At 59.0% G+C, this 23,172-nt stretch carries 23 protein-coding genes; 10 read left to right on the forward strand and 13 right to left on the reverse strand.

Translation table 11 applies throughout. The features are described from left to right. Positions 1-235, forward strand: a 235-nt coding sequence (locus XH84_RS34010; protein ID WP_164937405.1) for an ATP-binding protein, incomplete at its 5' end; no start/stop codon positions are given. Between the two features lie 375 nt (positions 236-610). Here XH84_RS34010 and XH84_RS40225 read toward each other — a convergent pair. The 10 genes from XH84_RS40225 to XH84_RS34075 form a co-directional block, all read right to left on the reverse strand. Continuing rightward, entirely contained in the window at positions 611-1,993 is a 1,383-nt protein-coding gene (locus XH84_RS40225; RefSeq protein WP_164937423.1) for a M16 family metallopeptidase, read from the reverse strand. Between the two features lie 71 nt (positions 1,994-2,064). Continuing rightward, positions 2,065-3,447 (reverse strand): M16 family metallopeptidase, encoded by a 1,383-nt coding sequence (locus tag XH84_RS34020; protein WP_430642007.1) that lies wholly within the window; start codon positions 3,445-3,447, stop codon positions 2,065-2,067. Between the two features lie 1,325 nt (positions 3,448-4,772). Then, a complete protein-coding gene (locus XH84_RS41175) occupies positions 4,773-5,639 on the reverse strand; it encodes an Effector protein NopP (protein WP_245471955.1) in 867 nt (288 codons plus the stop codon). A 125-nt stretch (positions 5,640-5,764) separates the two neighbouring features. Beyond that, on the reverse strand, positions 5,765-6,355 hold the full coding sequence (locus XH84_RS34045; protein ID WP_128948628.1) for a tetratricopeptide repeat protein: 591 nt from the start codon (positions 6,353-6,355) through the stop codon (positions 5,765-5,767). Between the two features lie 30 nt (positions 6,356-6,385). Further along, positions 6,386-8,485: a type III secretion system export apparatus subunit SctV gene (sctV, locus tag XH84_RS34050; protein WP_128948629.1), complete on the reverse strand. Its 2,100-nt coding sequence runs from the start codon at positions 8,483-8,485 to the stop codon at positions 6,386-6,388. Positions 8,486-8,494: 9 nt separating this feature from the next. Further along, positions 8,495-8,923, reverse strand: a complete 429-nt coding sequence (locus XH84_RS34055) for a tetratricopeptide repeat protein (protein WP_128948630.1) — start codon at positions 8,921-8,923, stop codon at positions 8,495-8,497. A gap of 2 nt (positions 8,924-8,925) precedes the next feature. Next, positions 8,926-9,462 carry a hypothetical protein gene (locus tag XH84_RS34060; RefSeq protein ID WP_128948631.1) on the reverse strand — a complete coding sequence of 179 codons (537 nt, stop codon included), beginning with the start codon at positions 9,460-9,462 and terminating at the stop codon, positions 8,926-8,928. A 33-nt stretch (positions 9,463-9,495) separates the two neighbouring features. Continuing rightward, positions 9,496-10,389, reverse strand: coding sequence for a SctD/MshK family protein (locus XH84_RS34065; protein WP_128948632.1), 894 nt, complete (start codon positions 10,387-10,389; stop codon positions 9,496-9,498). Between the two features lie 116 nt (positions 10,390-10,505). Next, complete coding sequence (locus XH84_RS34070; RefSeq protein WP_014497948.1) at positions 10,506-10,697, reverse strand: hypothetical protein; 192 nt, start codon at positions 10,695-10,697, stop codon at positions 10,506-10,508. Between the two features lie 42 nt (positions 10,698-10,739). Then, positions 10,740-11,048 (reverse strand): hypothetical protein, encoded by a 309-nt coding sequence (locus tag XH84_RS34075; RefSeq protein WP_128948633.1) that lies wholly within the window; start codon positions 11,046-11,048, stop codon positions 10,740-10,742. Positions 11,049-11,966: 918 nt separating this feature from the next. Here XH84_RS34075 and XH84_RS34085 point away from each other — a divergent pair. Next, on the forward strand, positions 11,967-13,421 hold the full coding sequence (locus XH84_RS34085) for a DUF1521 domain-containing protein (protein WP_128948634.1): 1,455 nt from the start codon (positions 11,967-11,969) through the stop codon (positions 13,419-13,421). Positions 13,422-14,101: 680 nt separating this feature from the next. Here XH84_RS34085 and XH84_RS34090 read toward each other — a convergent pair. The 3 genes from XH84_RS34090 to XH84_RS34100 form a co-directional block, all read right to left on the reverse strand. Continuing rightward, positions 14,102-14,305 carry a hypothetical protein gene (locus tag XH84_RS34090; protein WP_128948635.1) on the reverse strand — a complete coding sequence of 68 codons (204 nt, stop codon included), beginning with the start codon at positions 14,303-14,305 and terminating at the stop codon, positions 14,102-14,104. 540 nt (positions 14,306-14,845) lie between these two features. Continuing rightward, positions 14,846-15,712: a hypothetical protein gene (locus XH84_RS41180; RefSeq protein WP_245471956.1), complete on the reverse strand. Its 867-nt coding sequence runs from the start codon at positions 15,710-15,712 to the stop codon at positions 14,846-14,848. Positions 15,713-16,009: 297 nt separating this feature from the next. Next, the gene (locus XH84_RS34100; protein WP_245471957.1) at positions 16,010-16,705 is read right to left on the reverse strand and encodes a secretin N-terminal domain-containing protein; all 696 of its coding nucleotides are present in this window, start codon (positions 16,703-16,705) and stop codon (positions 16,010-16,012) included. A gap of 184 nt (positions 16,706-16,889) precedes the next feature. Between XH84_RS34100 and XH84_RS34105 the strand changes: the two genes are divergently transcribed. The 8 genes from XH84_RS34105 to sctR are packed head-to-tail and all read left to right on the forward strand — an operon-like array spanning position 16,890 to position 23,172. Continuing rightward, positions 16,890-17,390, forward strand: coding sequence for a nodulation protein NolB (locus XH84_RS34105; protein WP_164937418.1), 501 nt, complete (start codon positions 16,890-16,892; stop codon positions 17,388-17,390). Between the two features lie 8 nt (positions 17,391-17,398). Beyond that, the gene (gene sctJ / locus XH84_RS34110; protein ID WP_128948637.1) at positions 17,399-18,265 is read left to right on the forward strand and encodes a type III secretion system inner membrane ring lipoprotein SctJ; all 867 of its coding nucleotides are present in this window, start codon (positions 17,399-17,401) and stop codon (positions 18,263-18,265) included. Between the two features lie 11 nt (positions 18,266-18,276). After that, the gene (locus tag XH84_RS34115) at positions 18,277-18,915 is read left to right on the forward strand and encodes a nodulation protein NolU (RefSeq protein ID WP_128948638.1); all 639 of its coding nucleotides are present in this window, start codon (positions 18,277-18,279) and stop codon (positions 18,913-18,915) included. Continuing rightward, positions 18,912-19,532 (forward strand): type III secretion system stator protein SctL, encoded by a 621-nt coding sequence (sctL, locus tag XH84_RS34120; RefSeq protein WP_128948639.1) that lies wholly within the window; start codon positions 18,912-18,914, stop codon positions 19,530-19,532. Before XH84_RS34115 ends, sctL begins: the two co-directional genes overlap by 4 nt. Next, on the forward strand, positions 19,529-20,884 hold the full coding sequence (sctN, locus tag XH84_RS34125; protein WP_128948640.1) for a type III secretion system ATPase SctN: 1,356 nt from the start codon (positions 19,529-19,531) through the stop codon (positions 20,882-20,884). The genes sctL and sctN overlap by 4 nt, the downstream gene beginning before the upstream one ends. Then, positions 20,860-21,396, forward strand: a complete 537-nt coding sequence (locus tag XH84_RS34130; RefSeq protein WP_128948641.1) for a hypothetical protein — start codon at positions 20,860-20,862, stop codon at positions 21,394-21,396. Before sctN ends, XH84_RS34130 begins: the two co-directional genes overlap by 25 nt. Then, positions 21,393-22,514: a type III secretion system cytoplasmic ring protein SctQ gene (gene sctQ / locus XH84_RS34135; protein ID WP_128948642.1), complete on the forward strand. Its 1,122-nt coding sequence runs from the start codon at positions 21,393-21,395 to the stop codon at positions 22,512-22,514. Before XH84_RS34130 ends, sctQ begins: the two co-directional genes overlap by 4 nt. After that, entirely contained in the window at positions 22,507-23,172 is a 666-nt protein-coding gene (sctR, locus tag XH84_RS34140) for a type III secretion system export apparatus subunit SctR (protein ID WP_128948643.1), read from the forward strand. Before sctQ ends, sctR begins: the two co-directional genes overlap by 8 nt.

Here is a 23,172-nt window from a genome sequence, read left to right on the forward strand (position 1 = left end):
GCTCGAGCCGCTCGATGCCGGCGCCCGTCACGACCTCCTGGAAATCCTCGAAGATCGCTACGGTCATCGCTCCACCATCGTCACCAGCCAGCTCCCCGTGGACCAGTGGCATCTGCTCATTGGAGATCCCACCTATGCCGACGCCGTGCTCGATCGCCTCGTCCACAATGCCCATCGGCTCGACCTCACCGGTGAGAGCCTGCGCCGAACTCGGCAATCCGCCCGAAAGACCTGAGCGCTGTGGACATGCCGCTGCGCTTGGACAACGCAATCGCGTTGCCCACATGCCCACAGCAACCGCAGAAGAAGAAAAACGGGTTGAAGTCGCGATTCCAGATTGACCACGCGGCTTGACCGATGCCAGAGAACCAGCCGGCCAGAACGCCTCGCCGCTGGGCGAGATCAAATCGGAAAGGTGGGCGACATCGCCTCGGAATCCACGGGCGACTTCACATCGGTACGCCTGGGCGACTTCGTCGGAATCCGCACGCAAAAGCGGCCTCGAGCGAGAGCAGGGAAACTGCGTAACCAGCGAATATCTCCACGACCAAAGGCGAGTGGCTAGACGCACTCTGCGCATGAGCGAGACGCTTGCTAGGCGTCTGGGCTGCTAGAAAGCTAAATTGGGCGGCGTCGTCGGGGCGGCGTCCAGCTGATCGAGGCCTGGCGGGGGTGTGGGCCCCAATGGCACGGTAATCGGCTGCGCTGCGTCCTTTGGGGAGCGGCCGACGATAACTGTGAGCAGACCCTGGCCCCACAGCCGCTGCGCCGCTCTCTTGGCGTCCTCCAGCGTCACTCCATCGATCACGGCATTCTGCTTTTCGAAATAGTCGATGGGCAGCTTGTCAAGCTGATGCTGCAGTAGCGTTCGCGCAAGCTTTGATGATGTGTTGAGAGCCACCAGTTGCGAGCCCTTCACATAGGACTTTGCGTCATCGAGTTCCTGCTGAGTCGGTCCTTCCTCGGCGATGTGACGGACCTGCTTCTCGATTTCTTCGACCGTTTCGCCAGCGCGATCGGTGCTGGTGCCGCTGTTGCCGAGAAACATGGCTGAATGATCCAACCAGACAAGGCGCTCACCGACGGAATAGGCCAGGCCGCGCTTCTCGCGAACTTCGCGGAAAAGGCGGGACGTCAGCCCGCCGCCGCCGAGGATATGGTTAACGATATAGGCGGGCATGAAATCCGGCTCGCTGCGACGGACGGCTGGACCGCCAAAAGTCACAATTGTCTGCGGCACATCGAGCCGAACGAAGACCCGCTGCGGCGGCTTTGCTGCGATGACTTCGGCAACCGGCATCGCTTCCGCGTTGCTCGGCAGGCTGCCAAAGGTGTTGTCGAGCAACTTGCAGACGACCCCTGCATCGACGTCGCCGGCCACTGCGATTTTGAGCGTGTCTTTTGCGATCACGCGTCGGACATAACCCTTGAGATCCGCGACCTCGATCTTCGGCACGCTTTCCAGCGAGCCTTCGGCTAGGCGAGCATAAGGATGATCCCCAAACGCGACTTCGAGGAACTTGCGATGACCCAGAGACGAAGGATCGGTCGACTCGTGCCGAAGGCGCGCGAGCACAATAGCACGGATCCGTTCGACGTCGGATGCGTCGAAACGTGGCAAGGTTAGCGCCATCCGTAAAAGCTCGAAGGCCTCGTCCGCGTTGTCCTTCATCGTGCGCAAGGCACCGCGGAAGTGATCATGGGTCACGTGAAAATGCATCTCAATAGCACGACGGTCCAGCCGCTGATGAAAGGTCTTGAAGTCAAATTCGCCGGAACCTTCCTTGAGCAGGCCAGAAACCATGTGGCCTACGCCAGGCCTTTGAGCGGGGTCCTGAGTCGCGCCGCCGGTGAAGGCATATTCCATCGAGATCACTGGGACAGTGGAATCCTGCACGAACCAGGCTTCAATACCGGAAGGCGAAATCAGGCGCTTGATCCTGGCCCGATCAAGTGACCTCGGGGCGGCAACCGAATTTTGCGAAGCGAGCATCGTGATGGAGAGCGAGGCTCCCCCGAGGAGGATCCCACGTCGTGTGCAAGGATGGTTCACTAGAGCTTCTCCTAGTGTTGTGGAGTGGACTCTTTGATGAGATAGCCGGTCACCGCTCGTTTCTTGTCTAGCCATTTCTGCACGACGTCGTGCACCTGCTGTGCACTGACCGCGCGGATGTGGTCCGGCCAGCGTTGAATATCATCGATGCATAGTCCCGTCGTCAGGCCGCGGCCATACCGGTGCGCGAACATTTCCTGACTATCCTGAGCGTATGTGACCTGCGCAATCAGCCGCGCCTTCGCCCACTGGAGATCTGCAATGCTCGCGGGAGTGCGGGCAACGTCGGCGATTACCTCGTCGATGGCGCGCTCGATCAGGCCGAGGTTGACGCTAGGTTTTGGTATGGCGGAAATCTCGAATAGCGAGGGATCGAGCGCGGCAGAGTGGTAGCTCGCTCTGACAGTGACCGCGAGCTGTTTTTCGACCACTAGCGAGCGATAGAGATATGAGTTGACGCCGCCGCCCATCAACTGTTCGAGCACCTCGAGCGCTGGACTCTCCCCCGCGACCGCGGTGCGAGCCGACGGTACGAGATAATAGCGGTGCAGGGCTGGCTGCTCGACGCGGGAATCGGCCAACGTCACTCTGCGCTGAGCGGCCGGCGTCGGCTCCTGCGGCCGCAGGCGTTCCGGAGCAATCGATGGTTGAGCGGAGATGGCGCCAAACGTCTCCTTCACCATCGAGCGCACTTCCTTGGTGGCTACGTCGCCAGCGACGATCAGGATCGCGTTGTTCGGTGCATAGAAGCGCTTGTAGAACGTGAGGGCGTCCTCTCGCGTAAGCTTTTCGATTTCCTGGCGCCACCCGATAATAGGGTGACCGTAAGGGTGGTTGAGGTAAAGCACAGCCATCATCTGCTCAGCAAGCCGGTTGCCGGGATGGTTGGCGACACTCATATTGAATTCCTCAAGCACGACGTCGCGCTCGGAAAGTACGTTCTCGTCCTTGAGAATGAGACCGGTCATGCGGTCGGCTTCAAATTCCATCATCGTGCCAAGGTGCTCGCGAGGTACGTGCTGGAAGTAGCTGGTGAAGTCGAATCCGGTAAAGGCATTTTGATAGCCGCCGGCGCGCAGTACGGCCTTGGAGAATTCATCCGCCGGATGTTTGGAGGTACCCTTGAACATCAGGTGTTCGAGGAAATGCGCAAGCCCCGATTTGCCGGGCGGTTCATCCGCGGAACCGACCTTATACCAGATCATCTGAGTCACGACAGGTGTGCGATGATCCTGGATCACAACCACCTGCAGGCCGTTCTGAAGCGTGAAGCACGCTGGTCGATCTGATCTGACCGTGCCGGCATAGACGCTAGCTTCGTCAGGACGGTGCAAGCCGGTGCTATCATCCGTTCTGTGCTCAACCGCCGGACTGGTGCGCGTCGTCGAGTCCAAGGCTTCAGCGGCGGTGCCTGCCGCCTTGGCGGTGACCGGAATCCGGCTCTTCATGGCATCGCCTTTCGTTCCATACTGGTCGTTATGGTGGGAAATCCGACAGGCGTGCAGCGGCGCCTCGTCTTGGCAAACAGCCCAGCAAGAACCAGACCAATCGCCGGATGGCGCTTGCGTACCCAACGGGTACAACACAGAACCGGCGCGTAGTATTGTGGCCGAATGTAAACGTCGACATGTCGTGAACACTACCTTTCGCACAACGTGTCAGGAGAACTTGGCGGCTCGTGGAGACTTGGGGGTCAATCAAGCGCGATATATGATTGCTGGCACAACACCCGGCAGCTTGCCGTCACACATCTCGCTCTACACGATGAGTGGCTTGACGATATTTCTCGTGGCCGCGAAGCGGGAGCCAGCGAGCAGCTGCTCTGAGTACACTGCGCCGAAGTAGTCCAGGATGAACGTGCGACAACAGCGTAGATTATCGGCCGCGCGGATCAGGGGGCGCGGGGGAGCGCGATTGAGAAGATTTGCCGCAAAAGCCCATCGGTTGTTGACGCGCGAGGTAAACAAATGCTCAGCGATAGCTTCGATGAGACAGAGGAAGTCACTTGCGTGCCGTCGCGGTTTACGAAGGCAAAGGGACTCACCGTCCTTAAATCACCTGCCAACAAGTCACTCAGATTAAGGATATCAAGGGCACCGCAGATCGCGGTCATGTGATTTGCGGTTGCAAGCCGGAGCCTGGTTGGCGCTTGTTAACTACTTCGCTATTTCTCCTCTCTCTTATCTGAACGACAAGATGCCAGAAGGGCGTGGATGTAGCAGTGCCGAGCGGGTTTGATGAGGATGTGTTCCTCCCGGAGGACGTTCATGCCGGCAAGATTCTGCCAACCAATCATGCCGTCCGCTGCCGGCGGCTAAAGGGCTGAAAACGGTTTGCGAGCAAGTTGTTACCCGGGAAGGCAGAGGAGGAGATCCTCACATGGCCGAACTGGCTGTCATGGAGATCGTGCGTCGCCATCGCGCGCTATAGCTTCGCGGTGCCGATAGACCGCGTCATTTCGGCTGATACAAGGAGGCTCTTTGCTGGCGCAAGCTGCAGATCAGGAGGAACACGAGGCTGCGGAGTTCGAGAGATAATCGATCTGCTGCTCGTCCGGCTTGATTTCGCCAGACGAAAGGACCCACAGCGCAGTTCAACTCCGCCTGCGGATACGGAAAAGATGTCGGTGCTCAAGAGTACATGCAGCAGGAAATGAGATGGAGGCCTGATCTTGCCCCGCCGAACCGGCCAATTGCTCTTCGTGTGATGCCTGTAGGCTCTACATAAAGTCATATTCATCATCATACGGATCGTTCGCGGGCTTCGCTACACTCTCGGTATACGTGGCATTGCCGCTGCTGTCTTCAGTCGCGGCAAGATACAAAGGCGGTTTACCCGCCCGCTGCCAATTGCCGCCTTCGTTCTTCCATTTGTCATCGTGCTTGGTGGGGTCTAGCACCATCATCGAGTCACTAACCTCAACAAAACCCAACGCTGCTGCGCGGGCTTTCGCTTCCGGATTAGAAGAGTGGGAGAGAACGAGCGGTTTGTTTCCGTCGATCTGGAGCTGATGTTCAAGCAAGATGTCGCCCGCGTTCTCGACGAGCGGATGAGTAACCCGGAAAGCTATTGTTGAGGTGATTTCATCTCGCCCAGGAAATTGATTGCGCCAATCATTGTTGCCCTTGAACAGCTCACTCATGTGGCCTCCGGGTTCCGTTCTCAGAAGCCCGACGCTTTTGTTCCCAAGCTGATAGCTGAAAAAACGCGCTTTCTCCGAAATAGACTTCATGCCGAAACGAAATGCAGTGTCCGCTGTGCGTTGAGCCTTTTCGGACACCCAGCGCGAGTATCGCTGCGGATTGGCAGCAATATCCTCTATGTCTCCTCCATAAAAATCTGCCAGCTTATTCTCAAACGAAGATTTTGAGATCTCAACCACCGGCCGCTCGTCAACCAGCGCGTATGGCGGGACTGCTGCCAAAGATGCATCAAAGGAGGAGCTCGATGGCGCCAAATTCAGAGCAGAGAATACATCCGAGAATCTTTGGCTATCGGGGTAGGAGTCTTCGTCCGAGCTCGTTCCCATTTCATCGAGCTCGGACGCACGTTCGCTGTTAGATAGAGTTTTAGTGTTTTGAAACATAACATGTCCTGTTTATGTCGGCGAAGGCCGCGCCGATTGGGGTTCCGGGCTCATAGCAAGCCGAGCTGTCGGCAAGCTGACAGCTAAGCATCACGCTTCGCTATTCCTGCCCGCTCTTGATTGCCTTATCTTGAACGAGCCAATGCTTTCCGGCTGCCCCCCTGCGGTGCTGCGCTGGCATCGCCGGCGTCCATCTTGCCTTGAAGGGCGAGGGACAGTCCGAAATTGTTGCGCAGCATCGGGTTTGCAGGTTCCGCCGCGAGAGCTTGGCGGTATAGCTCTTGGGCTTCCTGGTGCCGGCCCTCGTGATCGAGAACAACTGCTTTGGCATTCAATGCGCGCAGGTCGCCAGGGGCTGCCAATAACACGCCGTCGAGCACCTCGAGCGCATCATTCGGACAGTTGCGTGCCAGCAGCGCTCGCGCAAGAGGGATAGCCGCATCGATGTTATTAGGCTGTTGCTTTAATGCATCGCGCAGAGCCGCTTCGTCAGGATCTCGGCCGAGCGCGTGCGAAATGCGCTCGCGCGCGGCGGGGTCGATCTCTTCGCTGTCTGGGAGGTCTGATGCGGACCTCTGCTGCGGTGAAAGGCCATGTTTGTCTGCGGTAGCGCAACCAGCGAGCAGCACAACAGTCAGCATCGCAAGCAGAGCCGGCCGCAGCCTTGGACTGGCGGAGCACAGATACCGGCGGAAGCTGGTGTCATTAGATTTCATCGGCTACTCACAAGGTAGTGCTGCGCACTCTTAGCTTGCTGCTGTTAGGAGCCCTCCTGAGGAAGGCGCCTTTGGAAGCTTGACGGATCCGATCGGCTGGACCGTGAAGTCCGCGGCGAGATCTTGATAGGACAGAACAGGCAAGTCGATTCCGTTGCGCGTGAGAAAACCGCGCACGAAACGCCGGATATCCATCGAACCGAGGACGACAGGCTGGCTCTTACTTTGCGCGATGGTCGCATGGATCTGACGAAATTGTGCAAGCAGCTTTTCGCTCTGCCATTCATCCAAGACGAGATATGGGCCTACGGCCGTTTCCCGTACTGCGCCGCGGATGATTTCCTCGCTCTCACGCTCGATGATAAAGGCGACCACGACGCGATGGGCATTAGCATACCGGAAGCAGATTTGGCGTTTTAAGGTAGCACGAACATATTCGGTGAGCAGGACGGCGTTTTGCTCGCGCTCGCTCCATTCTGCCAATGCCTCCAGAAGCAAGCGGGTATTGCGGATTGGAATGCCTTCATCGAGCAAGCGGCGCAGGACCTCGGCGATCCGAGGGACGGTGGCCGTACGCAGCACCTCCTTCACCAGATCGGGGTATTCCTGCTCCATCCGGGCGAGCAATTGGCGGGTTTCCTGAATACCGACCAGGCGCTGTGCATAGCGTGTCAATGTGGAATGGAGACGTAAGGCAAGAACTTCGCTTGGCCGATGATATCCGATTCCGGCGGCCCTGAGAGCCGCTGCATGCCGTTCTTCGATCCAGACCCGATTCGTTTCAGGGTCTTGTTGAAAGGGGATGCCGCTCAATTCGATGTTCGCCACATCGTCGTTGAGTGCCAAGTGCCCGGGATTGATCACATCGCGCTCAACTGGCACACTATCGACATCGACCCTGAACTGCGACGAGGACAAGCTCTCGCCGATCTGGGCAGGGATCCGCGGAATGGTGATGCCAAGGTCCGCCGACACGAGCCTTGAAACACGCGAAATGCTCTCTTCCAGCTCGTCTTTGTCGATCGAATCCGTCAGGTTTGGTGCAAGGAACAACGCGATCGGAAGCGCTTCCGCATGTGCGGTCTGCTTTTGGACCGCTGCAGGAGCCGGCGCCGATGCCGCGGCGCTAGCTCCTATTTTGGCGGCAGGCTTGTCGTCTTTGGGGCCGACCTTGACGTAGCTTGCGGCAGCGAACAGGACGGCCAGCACGGCAAACGGGGGCAAAGGAAAGCCAGGAACGAGCCCCATGAATACCAAGACGCAGGCGGCTAGCCTAAGTGCCTGCGTACTTGCGGTAAGTTGGTGAACGATATCGGCGCCGAGTTTGAGTTTGGAGGGTCCGTTGACGCGCGTGACAATGGTCGCGGCGGTAATTGACAGCAGCAGCGCCGGAATCTGCGAAATGAGCGCATCACCAATCGTCAAAAGAGTATATTGATGCAGCGCTTCATCGAGCGACATGCCCTTGGAGAGCAGGCCGATGCTTATTCCGCCCAGCATATTGATGCAGATCACGATCAGCCCGGCGATCGCGTCTCCCTTAACGAACTTCATGGCACCATCCATAGCGCCATGAAGTTGACTCTCTTGTTCCAAGGCGGCACGTCGGCGACGTGCTTCGTGTTGATCGATGTGGCTGTTGCGTAGCTCCGCATCGATCGCCATCTGCTTGCCTGGTAGCGCGTCAAGCGTGAAGCGCGCAGACACCTCTGCGACGCGCTCGGCACCCTTGGCAAGAACCATGAATTGGACCATGGTCACGATCAAGAATATGACAATTCCGACCGCAATATTCCCTGAAATGACGAAGTCGCCGAAGGTGTGAATGATGCTGCCCGCGTCGCCTTCGGCGAGGATCAGCCGTGTTGTTGCAATCGTCAGCGCCAGCCGAAATACGGTGGAGATCAGGATGACGCCCGGCAAGGACGAGAAATCAAGCGGTGTGCTGAGATAGAGGGCAACCATCAGCAGCAATATGGCAAAGCCAAGATTGAAGCCGATCAGCATGTCGATCACGATGATTGGGATTGGCATGATCATCATGCCGATCGCCAGAAGCAGCATCAAGGCAACCATGAAATCCGGGTGGGCCGGAGCGCGCACGACGAAGCCACGCAAGGTGTTGGCCATGATAGGTCCCTATTGCTTTCGGATGAGGGCTGTACTCGCGCGCAATGACACATAGGTCTGGAAGACCTCGCGAGCCTCGGCCATGCGGCCAGCGTGCCGCAGTGCGTGACTGCGCAACAGCGTCATCGGTATGCGGGAAGAGGGTTGCGTATCAAGTGCGTCCAGCCGGTCCAGCACATGGAGTGCTTCCTCGCCGAGGCCCTCGGCGATGAGCGTGTAGGCTAGAATGCGGAGTAGACCGACGTCGTTGGAATGCTCGCGAGCTGCAATTCGCAACAGAGCCAGGCTGTGTGCGCTTTGCCCACACGCGAGATGGACATATGAGAGTGCGCAAAGCAGGTCGCGCTCCGGCCCGGAGATCGACAGAATATCGCCGGATTTGGAGACTCCTGGAGCCAGGGGAACGGCGACATGATGCAATCCATCAGGATCGGCCATGGCTAACCCTCGATTAAGCTGTTTTGGTTTTGTCGGAGCATTAGTAACCGCTGCAGCTCCTGCTGCAGGATTGCCAAGCACTCTCGCGCCGTCTTGTCTTCCGGCGTGGCCTCCAATGTTCGCGTCAAGCGTTCCAGAAGAACACCATGCTTGTCAGCGCGCAGTACGTCGGGATGACGAAGGCGCGGAACAACGAAGGAGAGTAGTCCGCGGGACAGATTGGGACCATAAAGCGAAGCCAATATCGGGCGTGCATCTACCTCATTCGCTCCTGCTTCGCTTTCGAATAAAGTGACGCGCGAGATGGCGCCGACGGAATCGACCCCGAGCGTCGCTTCGCTCGCACCATCAATTGGCAGATCATGCGAAGCCGCATCCTGCCACGACGCTCGCTTCGTGCCGCTATCCGCATGGGCGCCTCCGACTTCGAGCTTATCACCTCGCGAGGGAGGTGAGCCGATGACTGGTGCGTGCTGGCCCGCATCTAACCCCTGCGATGAGTTGCCGGGCCCTACGGAGTGCTGGGGCAGCCTAGCCATGGCCTTCTCCTTCTTTTTTGCGGGGTAGAGACCTTAATATGGCAAAGCGGCAGATCGGCCGTTGCGGCTGAGCAGAACTCGTCCATCCTCGATTCGATCAACGGTCCATCCATTACTTAAGAGCGCGCCGACGAAATACTTCTGCCCGGCAATAAGCAGATAAGGTTCGCTTCCGCGCCAGACGGCTTGGACAGCAATCGAAGACGGCATCTTTTCCTCTTTCACCGCGACAGCGTTCACAAGGGTCGGGGTACCATTGCTTTGACGATCGAACCATTGCTGGATTTCTTTCCATTTTGCGACGAGGTCCGGCGCAATCGTCCCTTCCGCGGTCACGACGCCGGGCCCGTGCCCGATCTTGACGTCAAGAAGGCCCTCTCGTTCGATCTGTTGGCGCAGTGATGCGGCCATTTCATCAGCAGCTCTCGCGTTAAAATGATCGACGGTTGGTTTAGCGGCAATTTCGACCGCGCGCGATGATCCGGTGCTTGGCGCCACCGCCCTATCGCCGGGGGCAAAGATGATTGAGACGGTGCCGATCGCGACAGAGCTGAGCAAGATCAGGCTGAGTGCCACGATCGAGCGGCGAGATCGCTTGCTCGAAGCAATTCGCTGGAAATCCTCTGCCGACCAGCGGATGGACATCGCGCCGGCATGAATGATCGCGGGAAGCGGCACTCTGACGCGCTCACCTGTAGCAATGCTAGCGTGACCGTCAATGCTGATTCTGGCAGCGAGCGCTTCGAGCTCGATCGAATCGCGTTGCGGGATGACGCGAAGATGATGCGGTTCGAGCCCTTGTTCAACGAAGATCATGTCCGCATCGAGGCCGCTGCCCACAATGCTCACGCCGCCCGCCGTCTTTCCTTTGAGCCCGGTGTAGAGCCCCGAAAGCACCTCGAACTCAAGCGAAACAGAGTCGTTCACGATAATCTCCTGAATAACGAGAGAAGCCGTACGGCGGTGCCGTACGGCTCATCCAGACTTCGTCATTCACAGCGCGGCGACGGTAGCAACTGCGGTGAGCCACCCGTCTTGCAGAATTACTGGACGCGCTCGTCGGCGACCTTCTTCTCGGACGAGAGTTCGGTCGTAATTCTGCGCATTGCCACGGCCTGGGCCTGAACCTTCTGGCTCACACGCTCGAATTCAGCCATCTGGTTCTGGAAGCCGCTATCGCCGGTCTGCTGGGCACCCGCAGCGCCGCCATTTCCGCCAACATTGTCAACCGCCATGTCTATTTGCCTTTCTTTTGGGATAACGCTGGTTCTGATTTGTTACGAGGTGCAGGCCGGCGAGACGATCGCAGGAATGGAAAGGAACATGGGCGTACCGCCGAGCGTGCTGAGCCCGAGGTTCAGCTCCGGGCTCTTGCAGGCAGTCTCGTGCTTGGGTTGCACCTCGGTCTTTTCGCCGGCGTGTTTGTGGTCTTCGGCCTTATCATGGTGACCCTCGTCGGGCACCAAGGTGTGGACCACCTTGTCAAAGACCTTGTCCACGGTCCCGCCCAGTGCCGAACCAATTGCCGCTCCGGCCGGGCCGCCAAGGTAACCGCCGGCGGCGCTTCCAATCATTTCTCCGATCATTGCGTTCTCCTATGTCCGTCTTGTTGCGCAGACGACTGTTCGCCTAGCTTCAGCGGCCTCATGCTACGGGCGCTAGCTTTCGAAAAGCTGACGAGCCTCACGTTGAGGCGAGTAGGCTGATATTTTGCGGCAGGCTTGCATCTGCTCGCAATCATCGGATCGCCCTGTCGCTCCCAGCGGCGCCTATTGCCGGCTTGGATGAAGGCGAGTTGAGCAGTGCTTAGCTGCGCGTTCAGGAATGATTTGACCTGCCGGAACCTTCGCAGGCGCGTGGCTTGCAGGGTGGAGCGCGGAAGCGGGATAAGGTCATCGAGCCGTGTGGATCTCAGCCCTCGCTTGTCCCGTTTGGCTAAGATGGCGGCTTGCGAAAGCTCACCTTTCGCCAAGTCTTGATGCCTGGGAAAACGGTTGCAGCGCGAGTTCGAGCTATTGATCGCTCCTCGCAGATGATGTGCAGTTCCGGCGGGTGCGCTGATTGCGGTGAGGATGAGATGATTGGCTGATAACCGGCAAGCGTCGCGTCATTTGCCGTGAAGACATGGGAGCACCGCTGGTACCAGACGAGTCTTGCCAGGAGGAATATTAAACCTTGCGATACGTTCAGCGAAGGATGCGTTTCGGACATCCGATCGATGCCAAAGTGCGTGCGGCTTGGCTCGCTGATCATCGTCAGCTTTTCGACAGGTATTCGGGCTACCGTATCTGTGAGTTGAATGCGCGTGATGTGCTCGTGCGGTTACGGTGATGGGGCGAGAGAGGATCTCAATAGGGCTGCCGGTTCTGGCAAGGGAATTAGTCGTTCGTTCGGATGAGCTAATCAGGCGCTCTCATGTAGATCTGAAGCGGCGGATCTTAGGTGACTATGCGCGTAACGCTCACAGTTTTACAGATGTCGTCTATGCAACAGGAGTGAACTAAATGCAGTATCTTCCCGTGGCCGGTCTGCCAGTGGTGGGCGCGCCCGACTCGATGAACGGAGTGGCGCCAGAGGGCGCTGTTGTCACTCCCGCCTTCAACGCCATGTTGGGGCAATATGCTCCGGCGAGCTACCAGTACCTGCCGGTAGCCTCACCAGCCCTCGTCGGTTCGGTCGTTGGGAGTGTCGTGCCGGTCGTCGTGACGCCAGCCGTCGTTACGACGCAGGCGTACATGATGGCGCCTCCTCCTCCCACCATGCTGATGAGCCAGCTGAATCAGAATGCCGAGCCTGCTGTGGATCCGGTGTGGACGCATGAGGTTAAGGATGGCAAGGCCACGATCAACCTTGGGGACAAGTATACGATTACGGCCAATGAGAAGGATGGCACGTGGACAGTCCGCAACAAGCAGACCGGCCATGTCACGGTCATTCATGGCGACCCGCACGTTGATGCCGACGGAGACGGCAAGGATGACTTCGATTTCAAGAAGGATATGACGTTTCAGCTCGACGACGGCACGAAGATTACTGTCAATAATGTCGACTACGGCAATGGCCAGGCCATCTCTTCAAAGCTTACCATCACGAACGGCCACAACGCGATCGTTGTCGAGGGGCTCGGCGACGATAAGGATGGCGAAAACAATCTGAGGGTGAGGCAGTCCAACGCTGGGATGACCCTTGACCAGTTGACGTCTGATGGTGCCCAAACGATCCATGAGAGTGGACAGGGATGGGTCGATGGCGCCGGACGCGCCGTGAATCAGGCGAGTATCGACGACGGCGAGCAAGGGCGCGGGCCGGGCAACTACCAGTATGCAGGCGGAGCGCCTGCCTCTACGGCCCCCGTCTTCTTCGTTCCTCCTCCGCCGCCGCCTCTTGCGCTGGTGCCTGTTGCGACTGCCCAGGTGCCCACGCAGTCTTCTCAGCCGGCGCCAGTGTGGTCACATGAGGTCAGGGACGGCAAGGCTGAGATCAAGCTTGGTGATAAGTATTCGATCTTGGTCGACGAAAATGACGGAACAGTGCTCATTCGTAACAGTCAAACAGGCAAGATCACCTCGATTAAAGGCGATCCCCACGTCGATGCCGACGGTGACGGCAAGGTCGACTTTGACTTCAAGAAGAACATGACTTTCCAGCTCGACGACGGCACGAAGATTACTGTCGACACCGTTGATATCGGCAAGGGCAAAACGATGGCCTCGAAGCTGACCATTACTAACGGCGACAATGCCATGGTCGTCGAAGGGCTTGGAGACCGCTTTGACGGTAAGAACAATCTCAAGGTGACGCAGTCGAATGCGGGCCGTACGCTTGATCAATTGACTTCGGACGGAGCCCAGACGATTTATGAACAACCAGGCTCGGGCTGGGTTGACCGGTCCGGACGCCAGGTCAACCAGGAAATCATCGACAGCAATGAGAATCCAGGCACACCGTCCGATGCTTGAGTTGGCCTGAGGTCCGGCTGGTACTGCGAAGCGGTTCCAGCTTATGGGGTAAGTCACTGAAGTGGGCGCTAGCGCCCGCTTTTCGTGTTCGCGAGGGAGACGAAGATATTAAGTGCGGCGGCGTATCGATCAGGATCGCCGCTCTCATCGCGCGATCGGGCCTTCTGAGCTCGGGCGCCAATCGTATCGACAAACACGCTATGACCTCAGGATCGGGAACCCCCAACATGTCTCGATGCTGGGGTCAGCGGTCCAGGAGTTGTGAAGATATCGGCGCAGCGATCCTGATGTTACGGAAAATCTTAGAGGACCTCTTTGGCGCACGATCTCGCGGGCGGCTGCAGAACCAATCGAGGATAGCCGGCTGACGCAATTGATCATCAAGCGGGAAGCGCTCGGTTTCGCTTGAATCTCTATTGGCCTGGCTAAAGAGCGCTCCTGATGAACGCTCATCGAAAATAAGGGGTATGCCCGGGTGAGCAAGTCGCTGCGGCGCCTTCCCAAAGTTCCCAGTGTAATTGCGATCGGATTTGCGGACCGGCCGCACCGCTGGCCTGGAGGACCACCTAAGACGCGTCTAGCGGCTGCTATTGCCAAGTCCGCCTGCTTCGCCCGATCGTTCTCGGTTCGGCTTGCCTTCCGGCAGATCCTTCCCTGTGCGCGTCTGGTTATCCGGCCCTTCACCCATCATCTAGCTCGCTCATAGCGTCATCCATATCTGACTGGGAATCGCTTATGACCTGGGTAGCGACCGCAACCAAAGCCTTTTCGAAGGCTCGCTGCAACAATGCTGCGGGCGAATTGTCGCCGCCGTTCGCGGTGTTATCGTTGTTTGCGCCAGCTTCTGGCGCCGTGGCTGGGATATCGGCTGCGCCTGTGTCCATGTCGTAAAACCCAGATGGCGGTGGTGCCGCGAGATGACCTATTCTTGTCGTGCTAGCAGGGACAGCTTGCAAGAAGCTGACGAAGAGTGAGGCTGGATTAATGCCGTGATTCCTGCGCTCAGTGTTCTCAGGTGGTCCCGTGTCGTGGAGTTTTGATGCGCAAAGGACTTGCTGGTTGGAATCATCCGGCCACTGCGTGTCTGCCGAGCATCGGCGCACATAGGTCCGGCTCCCGACGTTTGAGAGCCAGTGGATCGGATGGACATCTGCGTTCCGCTACTTTGGGATAGAGAGGTGGCCTTTGTCTCACGATACGAGCCAAAAAAAGCGCGCCATGGAAGTGCACCTTTTGGCCCGCGCGATCTTTGACTTGACCGCTGCCCTCGCGCGAGCTGATCTGGCACTTATGAAATGGCCTGAAAAGAGAGGCGTGGCCGCGGAATAGCCGCCGGCAAGGTCGCCTCTTACCAGGTGTCCTGCCATTGAAAAGGCCGCTGTCGGCCCCGCGGGGATCGCCCTGCCGTTGCTCGGCTGCAGCCGTTAGCCGATGGGCGGATCTTCCGCCTCTTCGGGTTGCTCTTGCTCTCGCTCTTCAGGCCAAAGGGTCGGATCTAGCGAGGGTGTGAGACGAATGAAGTCCTCCTCTCTCCATTCTGCCGTATGAGGCACGCCGAGAATGGTAAAGATTGTTGTCGGGTGGTCCTGGCTTGGCTTCACTCCGCTTCGCTCAAGCATGTCGATCTGAGCGCCTGTGGCTGTTTGAGGCGTAAACACCCAGTAGTCCTTGGCGAGATGTCCGTCCCACATACGGAACGCGGAAAGTTCGGGCGGAGCTGCGGAAGACCCAGCCCGGGACGGCGCCGCCTGCAATGGCTGGGCATGGGAGAGGCCGGCGTGCGCCGGCTCACCCTGAGAAGGGGCGGTGCGCGATGGACCTGCATGCGAGGTCCCCGCTTGTGGCTCTCCGTGACGTGGCTCAGCATCCGATGGGCCGGCATCCAGAGCCTGCCATATCAGATCTTGATCGAAGCCGGGATGTTCCTCGATCGCCTGAGCGATGGTCTCCGGCGAGAGATGCCGCGCGCCGTTTTCTTGCTCTGGCGCGGCGACGGCCGCAGGCGCGGCATACAGACTATCCTGCCAACCCGAGCCTGCCGAATGGGGGTGGGCTAAATCTGGGTAAGGCGGACAGAGGTGTCCGGTTTCGCAGTATGGAGAGTTGGGATGGCCCGCGTCCAGATAGGGTGAATAAGCCTCGCCCTGCAGCACGGGATGGGCAAGGCCCTGCGCCAAAGCGGGGGCCTCTGTGCCGCTGAGCTGCCGCTCGAACTCAGTTGCATCTGTAGCCGCTCGTGCTGTGTCGGACTCCGGGCTCGTATTGGCCGGGGCGACTGCATTGAAATCCACCCTGTTTCTCCTTCTCGCGCGCATCGAGCCTACGCGAAGCCTCAGCTTGCTCGAAAGCACGCGCTCGGAGGCCACGTTGATCCTTGATGCCTCGCGCTGCGTGCAAAGACAGCGCTATCCATTTCCTTCGAGCGTCCGGTCTCTGATCCATCTATCGGAGCTGTCACAAGAAGGCAGCCGTCCAGACCTCGCAGGCTCATGCTGGGGACTTTAGCTTTCGAAAAGCTGACGACCGGATGATATAGGCGGGCGCCGGATGGACCGACTTCGCTCCGAGCGGTCTTGCAGCTTTCACCATCACTTGTGGCCTGGACCGGCTTCGCGCAAAGTGCCCTCATGGTGCGGCGTTTCGGGAGAAGCTACCAGCCGTCCGTCCCGGAAGACCGTGCTCGAGGAGCCGCGAAACAACATCAAAACCGACTCGTGTTGTGGCCTCTCGGCGGCGACGGGACCGCGCCGGGCCTGCGCTTCCGCCACAAGGCCTTTAAGGGTCTGGTCCACCAGCGCAACAAATCGGGGTGGGCCAGAAGCAAGGATGAGGCCCTCTCCCGGAGCCGGTTTCACGATATAGCGCTCATCCGAGATGTTGAGCGCGTCGAGCGCGGACTTGAGCACATCGAAGCTGATTGGGTTCAATACAATGAGCCGGCTTTGCGCCTCGTGGGCGGCGGAGATGTAAAGCACGAGCCCGTCGTAATACCACTGAAGATTGTACAGGGCCGTCAAACGGTCAAGGAATTCTCGTGGCGGCAGGTCCGGCATTCGTCCGCGAATCCGGCCCCTGACGTCGGCGCTTACATTTACCCTGATATTGAGATTGTTTCCGAACTCCTGCAGCGCCGCAGAAAGATCCTGATCGAGAACGGTATAGCTATAAGGGGCGGACGGCAGCGAAAGGGATGCAGCAGACGAGCGCATTATTCCGATACAGATGAAAACGCCGGCACAAAGAGCTCTATTCAAAATATGTACCACCGTGGATCGCGCGAGCATTCCTGGACGCCTTCCGCTCATCATGAGGTTGGAGTTTCGTCCAAGCTTGGGAGCCAAACGTGATCTTTAGATGACGCAGGCAGCCCGATCTCCGTCAGGTTTTCGTCAGCTCGCCCGCCTATGAACTTGATCGGTTCATCGGCTAAAGCCTAGGTCTCAACAAACGGGCACAATGACTCACTCCATGTTGTTAGGCGCAACGCCGATCCCACCCAATTCAGCCGACTGCCTTTCCAGTGCCTGCTCGCCGGCAGCTGCTGGCGAGCAGGCGCGCTTTGAGCAGTCCCTGGCGCAAGTAGCTTCCAATCAGGGATCTGCTTTCCCGCCCGGGGACCAGCCCGCAGCAGCTCCGCCGATATTGGAGGTCCAGCGCACGAATGTGCTGGCGAGTCCGCCCGGTGACCGAATCCTCCAAACCCTTTCCAGTATCTACCAGGGCCGCGCCGTCCCTCCGCCGATTGCGCCGGCTGCCGTGACTGTCGTGCAGCCTGGACCGGCTGCGCAGCCGCTTTTGCAGGTGGATAACGTTGGTGCACATGCGACTGTTAAACCGGTTGGGGCCGATTTTGAATCGATGATGACGAATCTGCGAGACGTATACAGGGATGTTATTCAGGTTTCCCTTGTCTCCAAGGGCACCAGCGCCGTCAGCTCGTCGCTAAACAAGCTGCTATCGGCCGGCTGAGTAAGCTGATGACTGGCGATATGAAAAGGGGTAGTTGCGGCGGCCATCAATCGTGGCGGCGGCTTCGCGTGTGTTTTGCGATGCCCCTTCTCCTCTCGCTGATCGGTTGTAAGGCTGATCTCTACACCAAAATTCAGGAGCGCGAGGCTAATGAGATGCTTGCACTTCTCCTTGGCAAGGGCGTTGATGCTGTCCGTGTTGTCGCCAAGGACGGAACCAGTACAATCCAGGTGGAGGAAAAGCAGCTCGCTTATTCGATTGACCTGCTCAATGTTGAGGGGCTGCCGCGCCAATCCTTCAAAAACCTTGGCGAGGTTTTCAAGGGATCGGGCCTCGTTGCCTCGCCGATCGAGGAGCGGGCACGTTACGTTTATGCTCTAAGCGAAGAATTGTCGCGCACGATTAGCGATATAGATGGCGTCCTTTCAGCACGCGTCCACGTGGTTCTGCCGAAGAACGACTTGTTGCGGCAAGATGCGACCCCGTCTTCAGCCTCGGTCTTCATTCGCCACGGCTCCAGCGCGAAGCTCTCGGCACTGTTGCCGCAGATCAAGATGCTCGTCGCAAACAGCATTGAAGGGCTGTCCTACGACAAGGTCGCGGTCGTCTTCGTGCCGGTCGAGCGCGCTCCAATCGAGCAGCCTGCCGCGCCGGTAGTCCCTACGGCTCAATCAGCAAGAGCCGGCTCAGCGCCGTTACTTGCGCTAGCTGTTGGAGGCGCCGGAGCGGTATTGGGCATCGTATCTTGCGTATTGCTGGGCCCGCGCATGCGTCAGTTTGGACAATCATCACATAAGTTGAGCATATTCGGTCGGCGCTCGCGTGTGCCTGCTGACCAAGCGGCGGGCAAAAAGATGATTGCTGATGCGTCATAGTCTGGACGCTCATGTCGGCATTAATGTCAACCACAACCACAAGACCCAATCCTTCGTTCACGGTTGCAGCCGATCGGCTACGCGAGCTTGCTGCCTCGGTCGATCCCGGTCGTTTTGCTGCGCTTCTTGACCCGCTGCTTTCGCCCTCCACGTTGGCTCGGCTACAGCAGAGTGCCAGGCTGCAGCCAAGGCTCGCCGAACTGCTGCTGGGCAGCAAGGTGGGAGCTAGCTGCGCCGACTGGGACGAAGATGCTCTGTTCGGGCATGATCCGCGGCGGGCTGCGCTGGTCGCGGGCAGCATCTGGCATGCACGCTCCATCCTCAAGCTGGTTTCCAGGCACGATCTGCCCATATTGGTAGAGTTGATCGGTGCCGAAGCGCACGTTTTCGCTGTCCGGCATTTATCAAGTGCCGTCGCAACGATCCCGATCCTCGATCCAGAGCAATTGTCGCGACAGATCGAACATGACGGGCATGCTTGTCTCGGCGCTTGGCTCGAACAGACTTCGCCCCTTGCTCGTATCCGCGTGCTTCTACGCTTGCCCGTGGGGACGGCCGCCGAGAGTCCAACTGCTGAGCACCGTAGCGCAGCAGGCCCTCTGCTTTCCCTCGTCTTGGCTCATTTGCGTACAGAGGATGCCGGAGCATGACGGCCGATGCCCTAGGATCACCCGCGTCCCCGCAGATTCGGCCTCTTGGACCCCTGATAAAAGCTGCGCAGCTTGAGATCTGGCACGAGGCCGTATGGGCGCGGGCCGCTGCCGAGCGGCATCTGCAGCGGGTGCGCGGGTGGGCACGCCAGGCTTATGAGCGGGAACGGGCGCGGGGCCGCGCCGAGGGTGCAAAGGCTGGCGCAGAGGAAATGGCTAGGCTTATTGCGCAGACGACTTGTGAACTGGCGCAGCGCAAGGCGGTTCTGGAGCGGGAATTGCCGCAAGTGGTCTTTGAGATCGTTCGCGATCTGCTTGGCGCGTTTGATCCGGGCGACATGCTGGTCCAATGCGTTCGTCACGCCATCGAGCAAAGATATAAGAACACGGAGGTTTGCCTCCACGTATCCCCACTGAAAGCCGACCTGCTAGCCAGTGAGTTCAAGGACTATGACGGAACTGAGGGCCGTCCGACGGTCAGGATTGAGGCGGATCCGGCGCTAAGCACGGATCAATGTGTCTTGTGGAGCGAGTTTGGCAATGTCGATCTTGGACTTGCCGCGCAGCTACGCGCGCTGCGCCTCGGCTTTGGCTTGTCAGAGGAAGCTGAATCGTGACCGTGCAACGATCGACCCATCATGGCGCGGCCGCAGAAGGAACTGTAAAGGCCGCACTCTCGTCCTTGAGATCTTCCGCCAAGAACATCGATACACGCGCTGTCCGCGGCCGGATTACGCGGGCCGTGGGCACGCTGCTGCACGCCGTCTTGCCGGAGGCCCGGGTCGGGGAACTATGCTTGTTGCAGGATCCTCGCAGCGGATGGTCGCTCGAGGCCGAGGTGATCGGACTGTTGCCGGATGGGGTGTTACTCACGCCCATCGGGGACATGGTGGGGCTGTCCAATCGCGCGGAGGTGGTGACGACTGGGCGAATGCAGGAAGTGGCTGTGGGCCCCGATTTGCTCGGCCGCGTCATCGACAGTTTTGGCCGACCGCTCGATGGCAAGGGTCCGATAAAAGTCGCCGAAGCCAGACCGCTGCGCGGCAGGGCGCCCAATCCGATGAAGCGGCGCGGGATTGAACAGCCGTTCCCGCTCGGCGTCCGTGTCCTGGATGGTCTTTTGACATGCGGCGAAGGTCAGCGGATCGGAATCTATGGTGATGCCGGTTGCGGCAAGTCGACGCTGATGTCGCAAATCGTAAGAGGCGCGGCGGCCGACGTCACTATCGTTGCGCTGATCGGCGAGCGCGGTCGAGAGGTGCGAGAATTCATTGAACGTCATCTTGCCGAAGCCCTTCACCGTTCCGTCGTTGTGGTGGAGACCTCCGACCGTTCGGCGATGGAGCGGGCCCAATGCGCCCACATGGCGACAGCACTGGCCGAATATTTTCGTGATCAGGGCCTTCGCGTCGTTCTGATGATGGATTCTCTGACCCGCTTTAGCCGCGCTATGCGTGAAATCGGCCTTGCCGCAGGAGAGCCGCCGACGCGGCGCGGATTTCCGCCATCCGTTTTTGCGCTGTTGCCGGGCTTGTTGGAGCGCGCCGGCATGGGCGAGCAAGGCTCCATTACGGCCTTCTATACCGTGCTTGTCGAAGGTGACGGCACGGGTGATCCAATAGCGGAAGAATCACGCGGCATCCTTGATGGCCACATCATTCTCTCCCGCGCGCTGGCCTCTCGGGAGCATTTTCCGGCTATTGATGTGCTGTCGAGCCGCAGCCGCGTCATGGATGCGATCGTGTCAATGCCGCATCGCAAGGCGGCATCCTTCTTCCGTGATCTGCTCTCACGCTACGCTGAGGCCGAGTTCTTGATCAAGGTTGGTGAATACAAGCAAGGCTCTGATCCGCTGACCGATCGGGCGATCGCCTCGATCGAGCAGCTGCGGGCCTTTCTGCGCCAGGGGCAGGGTGAGGCGTGCAGCTTTGAGGAGACGATCGCATGGATATCGCGTTTGACCGCCTAAGTCCCGCTCACGCCTCAAAGCTGCGGCTCGTAAAGGACATGCGGGAGCGTAGCGCCGTTCGTGAATTGTCTGACATGGAAGCCAAGCGCCACCTCGCGACTCAAGCTGTTCAACAAGCTTGCGAGCACCTTGCACTTGCCGAAGAGCGCCGCGCAAGGGTCGAGGCGGAGCTCTATCGGGAGATGCTCGCAGCCGATGCGATACCTGTGTGCGAACTGCAGCGGCGCTATCATCTCATCATCGGGCGACTCACAGACGAGATCACAGCGGCGCAGCGCGTTCTTGACGAGGCCCGTGCTGCTCAAGAGCAAGCTGAGGCTGCGGTTCTCGAGGCGAGGGCCGTTTGGACCAAGCGTTCAGCGGCGAGCCAGAAATGGCGTGAGATCGATCAGGACGTTCGGCGCATCACGAATACTCATTTCGAAGCCGCCACCGAAATCGAAGCCGATGATGAAGTCTTGCTCCGCTACCGGCGAGGCCCATCAGGGCAGACGGGAGGTGAGCCAGCATGATTGCAGATCCTCTCCCGCGCGAGCTAGGGGCCTGCGGCGCGGAAGCCACACCGGCATCATATCGGCCGGCTGAGCCCGCAGCCTTCATGCCGGCGCTGATCCTCTCGCACGCCGTAGCCTCGTGGCTTAACGAGATCGCAGCGTTGCGTGCGCCTGTGCAAGGCCTCCTCGGCAAGAAGCCACTCTCTGTGCGCGTGAGCCGAACCGTCTGGCAGGCGGAGCCGGCTGCGGCGTCGATGCTTGACTGCGTCTTCGAAGTAGATGGTGAAACCTTGATCCTGTCCTTGCCAGGTAAGCTTGCGGAAGCGCTGGTTGGGACCGTGCAGGATGGGCTTACCTTGCCTTCTGAGCCGACGCGTTCGCTGGTCCTGGAACTTGCGCTTGAACCCTTGCTTGCCCCGCTGGAAAGAATGACGCAGCGGAATCTGCAGCTTGTCCGCACCGAGGAAGCGCGGAGTACGAGGCCCTATCTTGAACTTGACATCGCCTATGGTGAGCTCGCCAGCAAGGCTCGGCTGCTTCTATTCTCGCCACTCGACGGTCCCGTTCCGCCGGCTTTCACCGTCCTCGGCGGGCTGCTCGGCCGATTACCGCAACAGACGGCTAGGCTGCTTCCCGAGTTCCCGGTCATCGTTGCAGGCCATATCGGTTCGCTCCGCGTCGCGATCGGCGTTCTTCGCCAAGCAGAGCAAGGCGACGCGCTGCTCCCGGACGCAATTCCACTCGCGCGAGGCCAGATCATTCTCGCTGCAGACCGATTGTGGGCCCCTGCAGAGATCGGCGGCGCCAGGCTGGTGCTGCGAGGCCCATTCCGCTTGCGATCCCACCCCCTAAAAAGTGAAGATGTGATGCCCCAAAGCCAGTTGCAACAGCAGCCCCCGTCAGAGGCGGATATCGACAGCATCGAGATCACACTCGTATTCGAATGTGGCCGCTGGCCGATGCCGTTGGGAACCTTGCGAACCATCAACGAGGGCCACGTGTTCGAACTTGGCCGGCCTCTTGACGGGCCGGTCGATATCGTTGCCAACGGCCAACGTATCGGCCGGGGTGACATCGTGCGGATCGGCGACGAGCTGGCCGTCAGGTTGCGCGGCAGGTTGGCGCTTAATGACTGAGATTCAACCCAGCATACTTGCGCTTCTTGCAATAACCGTCGGCCTTGGCCTCCTGGCCTTCGCTGTCGTCACAACTACCGCCTTTATCAAGGTCTCGGTTGTTCTCTTCCTCGTGCGCAATGCGCTGGGGACCCAATCGATCCCGCCGAACATCGTCCTTTACGGAGCGGCTCTGATCCTGACCGTGTTCATTAGCGCTCCGGTCTTCGAGCAGACCTATAGCCGCCTTACCGATCCGCAACTTCGCTACCAGAGTTTCGATGACTGGGTGACGGCCGCCAAGGAGGGACAGGAGCCGCTGCGCGCTCATCTGAAGAAATTCACCAATGAAGAGCAGCGCCGCTTCTTCCTGTCGTCCACCGAACATGTCTGGTCGGAGGAGATGCGCGGCAGCGTAACGGCAGATGATTTCTCAATTCTCGTGCCGTCGTTTCTAATTTCCGAACTCAAGCGTGGGTTCGAAATCGGCTTTCTTCTCTATCTTCCCTTCATCACGATCGATCTGATTGTCACGACGATTTTGATGGCCATGGGTATGTCGATGGTATCCCCCACGGTGATATCTGTCCCCTTCAAGCTCTTTTTGTTCGTCACTATCGACGGCTGGTCACGTCTCATGCACGGGCTGGTACTAAGCTACACGACGCCAGGAGGTTGA

The organism is Bradyrhizobium nanningense (assembly GCF_004114535.1).
In the GTDB taxonomy this organism is placed as follows: Bacteria; Pseudomonadota; Alphaproteobacteria; order Rhizobiales; family Xanthobacteraceae; genus Bradyrhizobium; species Bradyrhizobium nanningense.